General features: G+C 65.2%; 12 protein-coding genes. 7 read left to right on the top strand and 5 right to left on the bottom strand.

The window, feature by feature from the left end; all coding sequences use genetic code 11:
• Positions 1-68: 68 nt before the first annotated feature.
• The 3 genes from BLV47_RS28940 to BLV47_RS28930 are packed head-to-tail and all read right to left on the bottom strand — an operon-like array spanning position 69 to position 1463.
• A complete protein-coding gene (locus BLV47_RS28940; protein ID WP_092319882.1) occupies positions 69-284 on the bottom strand; it encodes a DUF1289 domain-containing protein in 216 nt (71 codons plus the stop codon).
• On the bottom strand, positions 281-805 hold the full coding sequence (locus BLV47_RS28935) for a gamma carbonic anhydrase family protein (RefSeq protein ID WP_060837681.1): 525 nt from the start codon (positions 803-805) through the stop codon (positions 281-283). The genes BLV47_RS28940 and BLV47_RS28935 overlap by 4 nt, the downstream gene beginning before the upstream one ends.
• Before the next feature lie 58 nt (positions 806-863).
• Positions 864-1463 carry a CoA pyrophosphatase gene (locus BLV47_RS28930; protein ID WP_092319880.1) on the bottom strand — a complete coding sequence of 200 codons (600 nt, stop codon included), beginning with the start codon at positions 1461-1463 and terminating at the stop codon, positions 864-866.
• A 146-nt stretch (positions 1464-1609) separates the two neighbouring features.
• Here BLV47_RS28930 and BLV47_RS28925 point away from each other — a divergent pair, with 146 nt between their 5' ends.
• The 7 genes from BLV47_RS28925 (at position 1610) to nagE (ending at position 10134) form a co-directional block, all read left to right on the top strand.
• Positions 1610-2161 (top strand): NUDIX hydrolase, encoded by a 552-nt coding sequence (locus BLV47_RS28925; protein ID WP_092319878.1) that lies wholly within the window; start codon positions 1610-1612, stop codon positions 2159-2161.
• 49 nt (positions 2162-2210) lie between these two features.
• Positions 2211-2714 (top strand): L,D-transpeptidase family protein, encoded by a 504-nt coding sequence (locus BLV47_RS28920; RefSeq protein ID WP_092319876.1) that lies wholly within the window; start codon positions 2211-2213, stop codon positions 2712-2714.
• A 273-nt stretch (positions 2715-2987) separates the two neighbouring features.
• The gene (locus tag BLV47_RS28915; RefSeq protein WP_092319874.1) at positions 2988-3719 is read left to right on the top strand and encodes a GntR family transcriptional regulator; all 732 of its coding nucleotides are present in this window, start codon (positions 2988-2990) and stop codon (positions 3717-3719) included.
• Between the two features lie 29 nt (positions 3720-3748).
• Positions 3749-4855: an N-acetylglucosamine-6-phosphate deacetylase gene (gene nagA / locus BLV47_RS28910; RefSeq protein WP_092319872.1), complete on the top strand. Its 1107-nt coding sequence runs from the start codon at positions 3749-3751 to the stop codon at positions 4853-4855.
• Positions 4836-5858: an SIS domain-containing protein gene (locus BLV47_RS28905; RefSeq protein WP_092319870.1), complete on the top strand. Its 1023-nt coding sequence runs from the start codon at positions 4836-4838 to the stop codon at positions 5856-5858. Before nagA ends, BLV47_RS28905 begins: the two co-directional genes overlap by 20 nt.
• A gap of 27 nt (positions 5859-5885) precedes the next feature.
• Positions 5886-8408, top strand: a complete 2523-nt coding sequence (gene ptsP / locus BLV47_RS28900) for a phosphoenolpyruvate--protein phosphotransferase (protein WP_092319868.1) — start codon at positions 5886-5888, stop codon at positions 8406-8408.
• Positions 8409-8430: 22 nt separating this feature from the next.
• Positions 8431-10134, top strand: coding sequence for an N-acetylglucosamine-specific PTS transporter subunit IIBC (nagE, locus tag BLV47_RS28895; protein ID WP_092319866.1), 1704 nt, complete (start codon positions 8431-8433; stop codon positions 10132-10134).
• Positions 10135-10233: 99 nt separating this feature from the next.
• Here nagE and BLV47_RS28890 read toward each other — a convergent pair whose 3' ends face one another.
• Together BLV47_RS28890 and purL are read right to left on the bottom strand one after the other, a co-directional pair.
• The gene (locus BLV47_RS28890) at positions 10234-10545 is read right to left on the bottom strand and encodes a YqfO family protein (protein WP_092319864.1); all 312 of its coding nucleotides are present in this window, start codon (positions 10543-10545) and stop codon (positions 10234-10236) included.
• 5 nt (positions 10546-10550) lie between these two features.
• Entirely contained in the window at positions 10551-14447 is a 3897-nt protein-coding gene (purL, locus tag BLV47_RS28885) for a phosphoribosylformylglycinamidine synthase (protein ID WP_092319862.1), read from the bottom strand.
• Between the last annotated feature and the right edge of the window lie 227 nt (positions 14448-14674).

The following is a 14674-nucleotide window of genomic DNA, read 5'->3' as shown; positions in this document are numbered from 1 at the left end:
AACCCTTTCGCCAGCAAGCTGGCTGCTACACAGGATTGCAGGAACCGGCTTGCCGGCGACTGGCCGGATCAGCTCGCCGAGCGGGAGCCGATCATCCACAGCAAGCCACTGGACTTGGCTCGCTCATGGCACAGGGCCAGGACTGCGCGGCGCTCGTTGTTGTCCATGCGACTCCAGCGGGTGATTTCCTCCACCGTGCGCTGACAGCCGGTGCAGATGTCCTGCTCATCCAGGGCACAGATGCTCACGCAAGGCGAGGCGACGGGTCTTTCAGGGGCTGTCATTGTTCTTGCTCAACCAGATCTCGGGCATAACGTTGGCCATTATGAACGTAGTGGGCGGCGCTGGCTTCGAGCATTTTCTTCTGTGCCTCGGTCAGTTCGCGCACCACCTTGCCGGGCGAGCCCATGACCAGCGAGCCATCGGGGATTTCCTTGCCCTCGCCGATCAGCGCGTTGGCGCCGATGATGCAGTACTTGCCGATCTTCGCGCCATTGAGCACCACCGCATTGATGCCGATCAGGCTGTAGTCACCCACGGTGCAGCCATGCAGCATGGCGTTATGGCCGATGGTCACGCCGGTGCCCAGGGTCAGGGGAAAGCCCATGTCGGTGTGCATCACGGCACCGTCCTGGACGTTGCTGTGCTTGCCGATCAGGATCAGTTCGTTGTCGCCACGCAACACGGCGTTGAACCACACACTGGCGCCTTCTTCGAGCTTGACCTTGCCCACCAGGGTAGCGTTCGGGGCCACCCAGCTCTGTGGATGGGTGTCGACTCGGGCGTCGCCCAGACGGTATTTCATCTTGTTGTCCTTATGGTTCTGGCAGCCGGGGGTTCATGCCATGCACAAAGCCATGGCTTCAGGTATCGATAAAGGTTTTCGGCGGGTGATGCAGGCTGATATCGGCGTCGTACAGCAGGTTGACCAGTTCGACCACCATGATCGCGGTCAGGCCCCAGATCTTGTACCCGCCGAAGCGGTAGCTGGGGACATACCAACTGCGGCCCTGGTAGTCGATACGGTGGGTGTGTTCGCGCGGGTCCTGGCGGAAAAAATCCAGGGGCACGCTGAAAACAGCGGCAATCTCGGCGTCGTTGGCCCGGTATTCGACGTAGTCGGGAATCACCCCGACGTAAGGCGTGACCTTGATCCCATGCAGGGAAATCAGTGGGCTCAAAGGGCCGATGACTTCCACCAGTCCCGGCGGCAGGCCGATCTCTTCTTCGGCCTCGCGCAGGGCGGTGAAAATCAGGTCCGGGTCTTCCGGATCGCGCCGGCCACCGGGGAAGGCCACTTCACCGCCATGGGTCGACAGCCCGCTGGCACGCAAGGTCAATACCAGTTCCGGTTCGTCGCTGCGGGTGATGGGCACCAGCACCGCAGCCTCGGGGAAACGTCGGTCAGTCTCCAGGGTTCGTGGCGTGTAATGGCTTACCCGATGAAGTAGCTCGTCCAGCATGAGGCATCTCGATCTGTTGGCTACCGTGCATCATGCACCAATCCAATCGGTGGCCCAACCCCCGCTCCCGGGCATGTCGCTTAACGACAACTTGCCGACAACCGGGCGGCGCGCCAAGATAGCCCCAGCCTTTGCGGATACCCCTCATGAAATTTTGCAGCCAGTGCGGCAACCCAGTGACCCAGCGCATTCCCGACGGCGATTCGCGCCTGCGCTTCGTCTGCGATCACTGCCAGACCATCCACTACCAGAACCCCAACATCGTTGCCGGCTGCCTGGCAACCTGGGAAGGCAAGGTGCTGTTGTGCCGCCGCGCCATCGAACCGCGCCTGGGCTACTGGACCCTGCCGGCGGGCTTCATGGAAAACGGCGAGACGGTGGAACAAGCGGCCATCCGCGAAACCTTCGAGGAAGCCTGCGCCCGGGTGCGCAACCTGAATATCTACACCCTGATCGACGTGCCGCACATCAGCCAGGTGCATGTGTTCTTTCGCGCCGAGCTTTCGGACCTGGACTTTGCCGCCGGTCCCGAGAGCCTGGAGGTGCAGCTGTTCGAGGAAGCCGATATCCCTTGGTCCGAGCTGGCTTTCCGCACCGTCGGTCGTACCTTAGAATGCTTCTTCGCTGACCGGCGGGCACAGGCTTATGCCGTGCGCTCCGAATCCATTCCGCCGCTCTCTCAGCCTGCCATCAGTTAAACAATAAAAACGTGCACGGATTCCGTGCGCGCCTGGGGAAATCGTGTCAATGCGCTGGTTGCTTGCCCTGTTGTGCTGTTCCGTCGTCACTCTGTCTCAGGCCTCCACGGTGGAAACCCTGGACGGCAAGGTCATCGAAAAGGTCCTGGTGCTCAAGTCCGCCCATCAACTGCAGTTGATCAATGGCGGCAAGCCACTGAAAACCTACCGCATTTCCCTGGGCAAGAAGCCCAAGGGGCCCAAGCTGATGGAGGGCGATAAACGCACCCCGGAAGGCCTCTACTGGCTCGACTGGCGCAAGACCAGCGACCGCTACAACCTGGCCATGCACATCTCCTACCCGAACATCACCGATGCCGCCCGCTCACGTCGCGAAGGGGTCGATCCCGGCGGCATGATCATGATCCACGGCACCCCGGACACCGAAGAGTTTCCCGAGCAGTACTTCCACACCCTGGACTGGACCGATGGCTGCATCGCCATGCGCAACGTCGACATGCGCGAGGTCTGGGGCCTGGTGAAAGACGGCACGCTGATCGAAATCCGCCCTTAACCGCCTCCCGGCAAAAAATATTTCTCCCCCCGCAGCCCTCCCCGGGCGCGCATACCACTTGGCGACCCGCTGCGGGTCGCCACCTCGACCCATGGCCTTCGCGGCCAGACCTGCCTAATACCACTTCAATCATTTATCCTGTCACGCACCCCGAAAGCGCCGGATTTACTGCACTTCAGCCCGATAGGTGGCGTTGACATGGTATTTAAGTGGTATTAGTTTTCGGCATTACCGGGCGACAACAACCTAATAACCGCATCGGAAAACCTACAGATGAATCACCTCCTGACCCTGCGTCCCGACGACTCCCAGCCGACCCCGCTGTACCTGCAACTGGCCCGCAACCTGGAAGCGGCGATCCACTCCGGCCAATGGAAAGCCGAGCAGGCACTGCCTTCGGAACGCAACCTCAGCGAACTGCTGGGCATCTCCCGGGTGACCGCGCGCAAGGCCCTGGAAGTGCTTTTCGAGCGCGGCCTGATTCGTCGCAGCCAGGGCTCGGGCACCTTCATCACTCCACGCCTGGAACAACCCCTGTCGCGCCTTTCCGGCTTCAGCGAGATGCTGCGCCTCAAAGGCTTCGTCCCCGGCTCGCAGTGGCTGGAACGCACCCTCACCCCACCGACCCATGAAGAGCTGATCCGCCTCGGCCTGTCACCCAACGACAAGGTGGCGCGGCTCAAGCGCCTGCGCAAAGCCGACGATGCGGTCATGGCCATTGAGATGAGCACCCTGCCGGCCAGCATCATCGCCAAGCCCGAGGCGGTCGGTGATTCGCTCTACGAATACCTCGATAGCATCGGCCGCCCCGTGGTCCGGGCCCTGCAGCACATCCAGGCGATCAACGCCTCGGACGAGTTTGCCGCCCTGGTGGGCATTGCCCCCGGCACCGCCATGCTGCTGATGACCCGGGTCGGCTACCTGGAAGACAACACGCCGATCGAAGTCACCGATACCTATTGCCGCAACGACTACTACGACTTCGTCGCCGAGCTGCGACGCTGAATCCGCCCCCTGGAGCCAGAGAAACGCCCATGTCCGAAGACAACATCCTCACGCCCCAAGGCTGGGTCCGTGGCCGCCTGGTCCATGAGCACGGCAAGGTCGTCGCCATCCAAGGCAGCCCCTGCGACCCGGCGGACAATGACCTGCCCTACCTGCTGCCGGGCTTTATCGACCTGCACGTCCACGGCGGTGGCGGCCAGGACATCATGCAGGGCCGCCCGGCCTTCGAAACCATCACCCGCACCCATGTGCGTTTCGGCACCACCTCGCTGCTGGCCACCACCATGACCGCCCCCAGCGCGGAAATCAGCCAGGTCCTGGGCGAGCTCGGGATCTTCGCCGAACAGCGCCCCGAGGGCTGTGCCCGGGTGCTCGGCGTGCACCTGGAAGGCCCCTACATCAACCCCGGCAAGCTCGGCGCCCAACCCAACTTCGCCCACACCGCACTCATGGCGGAAGTGGAAAAGTACCTGCAACTGGCGCCCATCCGGGTGATCACCATCGCCCCGGAAATCGCCGGCCACGACGCGCTGATCCGTGAACTCAGCGCCCGCGGCGTGCGCATGCAGATCGGCCACACCTTGGGCAGCTACGAAGAGGGCGTGGCCGCCCTGGCCGCCGGCGCCACCAGCTTCACCCACCTTTACAACGCCATGAGCCCCCTGCATCACCGCGAGCCGGGCATCGTCGGCGCCGCCCTGGCCCACGCCCAGTACGCCGAACTGATCCCCGACCTGCTGCACGTGCACCCCGGCGCCATGCGCGTGGCGTTGCGCTCGATCCCGTGCCTGTACTGCGTCACCGACTCCACCGCCGCTGCCGGCATGCCCGACGGCGAATACCAGCTGGGCAGCCACACCGTGACCAAATGCCTGGGCGGGGTGCGCCTGGCGGACGGCACCCTGGCCGGCAGCACCCTGACCATGGATCAGGCCCTGCGCAATCTGGTGAAGATCGGCCTGCCCCTGGCCGAAGCCTCCCAGCGCCTGTCGCAATTTCCCGCCGACTACCTCGGCATCCCTGAACGCGGCCGCCTGCAACCCGGCAGCTGGGCCGACAGCGTGCGCCTGGATCGCGCACTCACACTGACCGCCGTCATGGTCGAAGGAGAAGACATTGACTTCAAAAATGCTTGAAGAGGCGCAGTCCTCGCACATCGCCGTCAGCAGCCAGCTGCTGCACCTGGACCCATCCCTGATCGAGGTTGCCGGCCGCCTGCGACGCCAGCCGCCACAAGTGGCCATGACCGTGGCCCGGGGCAGTTCCGACCATGCCGCCAGCTACTTCGCCTACCTGGCCATGCAACAAGTGGGTATCCCGGTGGCCTCGCTGCCGATGTCGGTGGTGACCATGCAACAGGCGCCCCTGCGGGTCAGCGGCCAGGCAGTGTTCGCCTTCTCGCAATCGGGCCAGAGCCCGGACCTGGTGAACAGCGTGCGCCTGCTGCGCAAGCGCGGGGCCCTCAGCGTGGCCATGGTCAATGCGCAAAACAGCCCCCTGGAGGCCGCCAGCGAATTCTCCCTGCCGCTGTACGCCGGTACCGAGCAGAGCGTGGCCGCGACGAAGAGCTTTATCGCCACCCTCAGCGCCAGCGCCCGGCTGATCGCTCACTGGAACGAGGACAGCCACCTGCTGGAGGCCGGCCTGGCTCTGCCCGAAGGTCTGCAACAGGCCGCGACCCAGGACTGGAACCTGGCGGTCAACGCCCTGCGCGATTACCAGCGCCTGATGGTGATCGGCCGTGGCGCCGGCTTCGCCATCGCCCAGGAAGCGGCGCTCAAGCTTAAGGAAACGTCGGCGATCCAGGCCGAAGCCTTCAGCAGTGCCGAGGTGCGCCATGGCCCGATGGCCCTGATCGACCACGACTACCCGTTGCTGGTGTTCGCTCCCAGAGGCGCCGAACAGGGCGGCCTGCTGAGCCTGGCCGCCGACATGCGCCAGCGCGGCGCCAAGGTGCTGCTGGCAGCGCCGGATGACATCGGCGAGCGCGACCTGACCCTGAGCCGCGCGGAACACCCGGTGCTGGACCCGATCCTGGCGATCCAGAGCTTCTATGTGATGGCCGCCGGCCTGGCCGAAGCCCGCAGCATGGACCCGGACCAGCCGCGTCACCTGAGCAAAGTGACCCGCACGCACTAAGCCCCTTTGATCGATGAGTACTGCGCCATGCACAACAACAATAACGACCTGACGCTCAGTGCCCCCCTCAGCGGGCCTGTCCTGCCGCTGCACAGCGTCCCCGACCCGGTGTTCGCCAGTGGCGCCATGGGTGACGGGGTTGCCATCGACCCGCTCAACGACACGCTGCACGCGCCCTGCGCCGGGCAAGTGATACAGATCGCACGCACCGGGCACGCGGTAACGCTGCGCGCCGCCAACGGTGCCGAATGGCTGCTGCACCTGGGCCTGGACACCGTCGAACTGCAAGGCGAAGGCTTTGCCCTGCTGGTGGAACAAGGCCAGCAGGTCAGCGCCGGCCAGCCCCTGTTGCGGGTCGACCTGGACCATGTGGCGCAGCACTGCCGGAGCCTGATCAGCCTGATGATCCTGACCAACGGCGAACACTTCGAGCTGCGTCACTTGAACCTGTCCTCGGTCAAGGTCGGCGAGCCGTTGCTGCATGTCAGCCGCCGCACGGATGCCCCCAGGCCCGAGCGTTCCCGTGCCGATTCCAGCGAGCAGGCCAGCGCCCTGATCAGGGTCGCCCACCGCGGCGGGCTGCACGCTCGCCCAGCCGCGCTGGTGCGGCAGACCGCGGCGGCATTCAACAGCCACTCACAGCTGACCTTCAACGACAAAAGCGCTCCCTGCACCAGCCTGATCGCCCTGATGGGCCTGGGCATCGGCGAACAGGATGAAGTACGGGTCAGTTGCCAGGGCGATGATTGCCAGGCCGCCTTGCAGGCGCTGCTCAAGACCCTCGGCAGCGCCCTGGCGGACGATGCCCACGCCCCTGCGCCGGCCGCGCTCCAAGTGCCGCGCCCGGCCAGCGAGGATGGCGTGTTGCAGGGTGTCTGCGCGGCACCCGGGCTGGTTTGCGGCCCCCTGGTGCGCCTCAGCGCCATGGAGCTGCCCGAGGACAGCGGCCAGCATCAACCCGAGTCGCAACGCCTGGCGCTGAGCACGGCCCTGGAGCAAGTGCGCGGAGATATCCTGCGCACCCTGGAACAGGCCCGGCAACGCCGCGATCAGCAGGAACAGGACATCTTCAACGCCCATCTGGGATTGCTGGAAGACCCGACCCTGCTGGACGCCGCCGACGCAGCCATCGTCCAGGGACGCGCCGCCACCCATGCCTGGAGCGCAGCCATCGCCGAGCAATGCCAGATACTGCAACAACTGGGCAATCCGCTTTTGGCCGAGCGCGCCAACGACCTGCGGGACCTGCAACAACGGGTGCTGCGGGCCTTGCTCGGCGAAGCCTGGCAGTACCAACTGCCCCCGGGGGCCCTGGTCGCCACCCAGGAGCTGACCCCGTCCGACCTGCTGCAACTGAGCGCCCAGGGCGTGGCCGGCCTGTGCATGGCCGCCGGCGGCGCCACCTCCCACGTGGCCATCCTCGCCCGGGGCAAGGGCCTGCCCTGCCTGGTGGCCCTGGGCCCGGTTCTGCTTGAAATCGAGGGTGGGCAAACCGTGGTGCTGGATGCCGATGGCGGCCGCCTGGAACTGGCGCCGGACCCGCAACGCATCGCCCAGGTGCAAGAGGCCGTTGCGGCCCGTAGACAGCGCCGCGAGCAGCAACGCCAGCAAGCCCGTGACCCGGCCCTGACCCGGGACGGCCAGCCGATCGAGGTGGCGGCCAACGTTGCCTCCAGCGCCGAAGCCCGGGACGCGCACCAGGGGGGCGCCGATGGCGTCGGCCTGCTGCGCACCGAGTTCCTGTTCGTCGATCGGCAGACCGCCCCGGATGAAGCCGAACAACGCCAAGCTTATCAGGCAGTACTGGACGCCATGGGCGACAAGCCGGTGATCATCCGCACCATCGATGTCGGCGGCGACAAGCAACTGGACTACCTGCCATTGCCGGTGGAAGCCAACCCGGTGCTGGGCCTGCGCGGCATCCGCCTGGCTCAGGCAAGGCCGGAACTGATGGACCAGCAATTGCGCGCGCTGCTACAGGTCAGCCCGGTGCAACGCTGCCGGGTGATGCTGCCGATGGTCACCGAAGTGGCCGAGTTGCTGCACATCCGTCAGCGCCTGAATCAGCTCGCCACCGAACTGGGCCTGACCCAGCAGCCGGAGCTGGGGGTGATGATCGAAGTGCCGGCCGCGGCGCTGATGGCCGAGCACCTGGCGAAGCACGCCGACTTCCTGTCCATCGGCACCAACGACCTGTCCCAGTACACCCTGGCCATGGACCGTGATCATGCCGGACTGGCGGCACGGGTCGACGCCCTGCACCCGGCCCTGCTGCGCCTGATCGCCCAGACCTGCAGCGGCGCCGAGCGCCATGGACGCTGGGTCGGTGTCTGCGGCGCCCTGGCTTCCGATCCACTGGCCACCCCGGTGCTGATCGGCCTGGGCGTGCGCGAACTGTCGGTGAGCCCGCCGCAGGTGGGGGAAATCAAGGACCGGGTGCGCCAGCTGGATGCCGCCGAATGCCGCCGGCTGAGCCAGCCGCTGCTCGACCTCCCGGGTGCCGTCGCGGTGCGAGAAGCCTGCGCCCGGCACTGGCCTCTGAACCCATAACAAGAACTCCAGGAGAGACGCCATGTACCAGTACTTCATCGAGGGCCTGCAACGCCTCGGCCGCGCCCTGATGCTGCCCATCGCCATCCTGCCGATCGCCGGCCTGCTGCTGCGCCTGGGCGACACCGACCTGCTGAACATCGCCATCATCCACGATGCCGGGCAATCGATCTTCGGCAACCTGGCGCTGATCTTCGCCATCGGCATCGCCGTGGGGTTTGCCAAGGACAACAACGGCACCGCCGGGCTGGCCGGGGCCATCGGCTACCTGGTGATGATCTCGACCCTCAAGGTGCTGGACGCCAGCATCAACATGGGCATGCTCGCCGGGATCATCAGTGGCCTGATGGCCGGTGCGCTGTACAACCGCTTCAAGGACATCAAGCTGCCGGAATACCTGGCGTTCTTCGGCGGCCGGCGCTTCGTGCCCATCGCCACCGGCTTCAGCGCCGTGGGCCTGGGGCTGGCGTTCGGCCTGATCTGGCCGCCGATCCAGCATGGCATCAACAGCTTCGGCCAGTTGCTGCTGGAAAGCGGCAGCTTCGGCGCCTTCGTCTTCGGCGTGTTCAACCGCCTGCTGATCGTCACCGGCCTGCACCACATCCTCAACAACATGGCCTGGTTCATCTTCGGCAGCTTCACCGACCCGAGCACCGGTGCCGTGGTCACCGGCGACCTGACCCGCTACTTCGCCGGGGACCCGAAAGGCGGCCAGTTCATGACCGGGATGTTCCCGATGATGCTGTTCGGCCTGCCCGCCGCCTGCCTGGCGATGTACCGCAACACCCTGCCGGAACGGCGCAAGGTGATGGGCGGGATCTTCCTGTCCATGGCCCTGACCTCGTTCCTTACCGGGGTCACCGAACCCATCGAATTCGCCTTCATGTTCCTCGCCCCGCTGCTGTATCTGGTTCATGCGCTGCTCACCGGCCTGGCCATGGCCCTGACCAACCTGCTGAACATCCACCTGGGGTTCACCTTCTCCGGCGGCGCCATCGACATGGCCCTGGGCTGGGGACGTTCCACCAATGGCTGGAAAGTGTTTCCGGTGGGGCTGCTGTACGCGGTGGTGTACTACCTGGTGTTCGACTTCTGTATCCGCCGCTTCAACCTCAAGACCCCGGGGCGCGAAGACAGTCCGTCCGGGGACAAGAGCGAACTCAACGCCGATCAACGCGCCGCCGCCTATATCAAGGCCCTGGGCGGTGCGGCCAACCTGATCACGGTCGGCGCTTGCACCACGCGCCTGCGCCTGGAGCTGGCGGACCGCAACCTGGCCACTGATGCCGAATTGAAAGCCCTGGGCGCCCTGGCCGTGGTGCGCCCCGGCAAGGGCGGCAGCTTGCAGGTGGTGGTGGGACCGATGGCCGACAATATCGCCGACCAGATTCGCCTGGCGCTGCCGGCGGCCCAGGTCGCGGCACCAGCGGCAGCTGTCGAGGCGCCCCAGTCGATTGAAGTCTCCAGCCAGGAAGCCCAGCAGTGGCTCAATGCCCTGGGCGGTCGGGACAACCTGTTGCAGGCCGATTGCGTCGCCCTGACCCGGCTGCGGGTGCAACTGAGCGATAGCCGCAGCCTCTCGGAGTCAGCACTCAATGTCCTGGGCTGCCAGGGAACCCGGCGGCTGGAGGGGGATGTCTGGCATGTATTGATCGGCGAGAAGGCCGGGGGCTTGCAGGCTGCTCTGCAAGCGCTGCTGCACAAGAAGGTGGGGGCGAGAGCCTGAAAGACGCCTTCGCCGGCAAGCCGGCTCCTGCAGGCGAAGGTCCACAAAAAAACCCGCTGACCGTCTCCGGTGCAGCGGGCTTTTTATCGGTGGATAACCTCAGAACGCTTCGAGGCGCCAGACTTCATAAGCCGGCGTCTCGTAGGGATGGCTCTGCTTGAGGGCTGCCACCGCATGGGCGATCAGTTCATCGGCCACCACCAGCTCGACTTTCCATTCCTCCACCTGCTCGACCTGGCCGGTCTGCCCGAGAAACGGCTGACTGCCGTCCAACGGGCGAAACTGGCCCTGGCCGAGCACCTGCCAGGCGCATTGGTCATAGGCGCCGATACGTCCGCCACCGGCGGCGAATACGGCGCTCTTGACCTGCTCCACATGGCTGGGAGGCACGAAGAAGCTGAGCTTGTACATCAGCCTCAGTTCACCCAGGCACGCGCGTTGCGGAACATGCGCATCCACGCCGCGTCTTCGTTCCAGTCGTCCGGACGCCAGGAGTTCTGCACGGCACGGAACACCCGCTCAGGGTGCGGCATCATGATGGTGACGCGACCGTCGCGGCTGGTCAGGCCGGTGATCCCGCGCGGCGAGCCGTTCGGGTTGGCCGGGTAACGCTCGGTGACCTTGCCGTGGTTGTCGACGAAACGCAGGGCCACGCAACCGGACAGATCGGCTTCCAGCAGGGCTTCTTCACTTTCGAATTCCGCATGGCCTTCACCGTGGGCGATGGCGATCGGCATCCGCGAACCGGCCATGCCCTGCAGGAAGATCGAGTTCGACTCCTGGACCTGGACCATGGCCACACGGGCTTCGAACTGCTCGGAACGGTTGCGCACGAAGTGCGGCCAGTATTCGCTGCCCGGGATCAGCTCGTGCAGGTTGGACATCATCTGGCAACCGTTGCACACACCCAGGGTGAAGCTGTCGGTCCGCTCGAAGAAGCCCTGGAAGGCATCCCGCGCGCGGCTGTTGAACAGCGCCGACTTGGCCCAGCCTTCACCGGCGCCCAGTACGTCGCCGTAGGAGAAGCCGCCGCAGGCAACCATGCCCTTGAAGTCGTTGAGGTCGACACGACCGGCGAGGATGTCACTCATGTGCACGTCGATGGCGTTGAAGCCGGCGCGGTCGAAAGCCGCGGCCATTTCCACCTGGCCATTGACGCCCTGCTCACGCAGCACCGCCACCTGGGGACGCACGCCCTTCTTGATGTAAGGCGCGGCGATGTCCTGGTTGACGTCGAAGCCCAGCTTGACGCTCAGGCCCGGGTTGTCTTCTTCCAGCAGGACGTCGAATTCCTGTTCGGCGCACTCGGCGTTGTCCCGCAGGCGCTGGATCTGGTAGCTGGTTTCTGCCCACTGACGCTGCAGCAGGCGGCGCTGGCCGGTGAATACGCTTTCGCCGTTGTAGGAGATGGTCACTTCACCGTTGTTGATCGGCTGACCGATCACCGCCACGCAGTCGCCCAGGCCGGCAGCGCTGAACTGGGCCAGTACGTCCGGAGTCGCGTCCTGACGCACCTGGATCACCGCACCCAGTTCTTCGTTGAACAGGATGGCGGCGATTTCCGCGGCGTTCTCCGCCACGGCGTCGAGGGTCAGGTTCAGGCCGCAGTGACCGGCGAAAGCCATTTCCACGGCGGTCACCAGCAGGCCACCATCGGAACGGTCGTGGTAGGCCAGCAGGTGGCCGTCGGCGTTGAGGCCCTGGATCACCGCGAAGAAGGCTTTCAGGTCTTCGGCGTCATCGACGTCCGGAGCCTGCTTGCCGAGCTTGCCGTGGGTCTGGGCGAGGATCGAGGCGCCCATGCGGTTCTGTCCACGACCGAGGTCGATCAGGATCAGGTCGGTGGTGCCCTTGTCCATGCGCAGTTGCGGGGTCAGGGTCTGGCGGATGTCCGTCACTGGTGCGAAGCCGGTGACGATCAGCGACAGCGGCGAGGTGACGCTCTTATCCACGCCCTCTTCATTCCAGCGAGTGGCCATGGACATGGAGTCCTTGCCCACCGGGATGGTGATGCCCAGCTCGGGGCACAGTTCCATGCCCACAGCCTTGACCGTGTCGTACAGACGCGCGTCTTCGCCCGGGTGGCCGGCGGCCGACATCCAGTTGGCGGAGAGCTTGATGTCGCTGATCTTGTTGATCCGCGAGGCCGCGATGTTGGTCAGGGTTTCGCCGATCGCCATGCGCCCGGACGCCGGGGCATCCAGCAGGGCCAGCGGCGTACGCTCGCCCATGGCCATGGCTTCACCGGTGTAGACGTCGAAGCTGGTGGCGGTCACGGCCACGTCGGCCACCGGCACCTGCCATGGGCCGACCATCTGGTCACGAGCCACGAGGCCAGTGATGGTGCGGTCGCCGATGGTGATCAGGAAGCTCTTGCTGGCCACGGCCGGGTGGTGCAGGACGCGCTCGATGCTCTCGGCGATGTCCAGGGTGCTTGGATCGAAATCGTCACCCAGCTCGGTTTCCCGCACGGCCGAACGGTGCATGCGCGGGGCCTTGCCCAGCAGCACTTCCAGGGGCATGTCCACCGGGCTGTTACCGAAGTGGCTGTCGGTCACGGTCAACTGCGGCTCGGCAGTGGCTTCACCAACCACGGCGAACGGGCAGCGCTCGCGCTCGCAGATGGCCTTGAAGCGTTCGAAATCCGCCGCGCCCACTGCCAGGACATAACGCTCCTGGGATTCGTTGGACCAGATTTCGTGCGGGGCCATGCCCGGCTCGTCGTTGGGAATGTTGCGCAGTTCGAAGCGACCGCCACGGCCGCCGTCGTTGACCAGTTCCGGGAAGGCGTTGGACAGGCCGCCGGCGCCGACGTCGTGGATGAAGCTGATGGGGTTGTTGTCCCCCAGCTGCCAGCAACGGTCGATGACTTCCTGGCAACGGCGTTCCATCTCAGGGTTTTCACGCTGTACCGAGGCAAAGTCCAGGTCCGCCGAGCTGGTGCCGGTGGCCATGGAGGAAGCAGCGCCGCCGCCCAGGCCGATGAGCATCGCCGGGCCGCCGAGGACGATCAGCTTGGAGCCGACGGTGATCTCGCCTTTCTGTACGTGCTCGTCACGGATGTTGCCCATGCCGCCCGCCAGCATGATCGGCTTGTGGTAACCACGAACTTCATCGCCACGGGGGGTGTTGATGGACTGTTCGAAGGTACGGAAGTAACCGGTCAGGGCCGGACGGCCGAATTCGTTGTTGAACGCGGCGCCGCCCAAGGGGCCTTCGATCATGATGTCGAGGGCGTTGACGATGCGCTCAGGCTTGCCGTAAGGCACTTCCCACGGCTGTTCGAAGCCCGGGATCTGCAGGTTGGACACGGTGAAGCCGGTGAGGCCGGCTTTCGGCTTGGCGCCGCGGCCGGTGGCGCCCTCGTCGCGGATCTCGCCGCCGGAACCGGTGGAAGCCCCCGGGAACGGGGCGATGGCGGTCGGGTGGTTGTGGGTCTCGACCTTCATCAGAATGTGCACCGGCTCCTGCACCGCGCCGTACTGGCGGGTTTCAGGGTTCGGGTAGAAGCGCCCGGCAACGGAACCGACGATCACCGCGGCGTTGTCCTTGTAGGCCGACAACACACCTTCGCTGTGCATCTGATAGGTGTTCTTGATCATGCCGAACAGGCTTTTTTCCTGGCTCTGGCCGTCGATGTCCCAACTGGCGTTGAAGATCTTGTGGCGGCAGTGCTCGGAGTTGGCCTGGGCGAACATCATCAGTTCGATGTCGTGGGGATTACGCTTGAGGCCCTGGAAGGCGTTCATCAGGTAATCGATTTCGTCTTCGGCCAGGGCCAGGCCCAGTTCGCTGTTGGCTTTTTCCAGCGCGGCACGGCCGCCGCCGAGGATGTCGATGGCGGTCAGCGGCTTGGGTTCGGCGTGGCTGAACAGACCGGCGGCCTGCTCCAGGTTGGCCACCACGATCTGGGTCATGCGGTCATGCAGGGCATCGGCAATCGCCTGGGCGTCGGCGTCGCTGAACTCACCGCTCACGTAGAAAGCGATACCGCGCTCCAGGCGCTGGACTTTGGCCAGGCCACAGTTACGGGCGATGTCGCTGGCCTTGCTCGACCAGGGCGAGATTGTGCCGAAACGCGGCAAGACCAGGAACAGACGGCCGCTCGGCTCTTGTACCGGAACGCTGGGGCCGTACTTCAGAAGGCGCGCAAGCACCTGCTGTTCGTCGCCGGTCAGGACGCCGGTGACTTCGGCGAAGTGAGCGAATTCAGCATACAGGCCACTGACAGCTGGAACCTTCTGGCTCAGTTGTTCAAGGAGTTTGCTGTGGCGAAAGGCAGAAAGGGCAGGAGCGCCGCGCAGGATCAACATCTTCGGGACAGCCTCGGGAAGGGGGTGTGCTTTGAGGCCGTGCATTCTAACGTAAACCGTTGGCATCGGCACTCGAAACCCAACCCCGGGTGGCGCCCGGACGTCGGCCCGGCCCCGGTGCCCTATAACAAAGGCTCATCAGGGTCATTGCCGCGGGTTATTTTAATCGTCACATTGACCATCGAAGCCCCATTCCTGAGGCCTCCAGCCCAGGCCGTCGCTGGCTA

The sequence above is a fragment of the Pseudomonas saponiphila genome (assembly GCF_900105185.1).
In the GTDB taxonomy this organism is placed as follows: domain Bacteria; phylum Pseudomonadota; class Gammaproteobacteria; order Pseudomonadales; family Pseudomonadaceae; genus Aquipseudomonas; species Aquipseudomonas saponiphila.
Note: the sequence above shows the minus strand (reverse complement) of the source record. Positions and strands in the feature narration are given on the sequence as shown.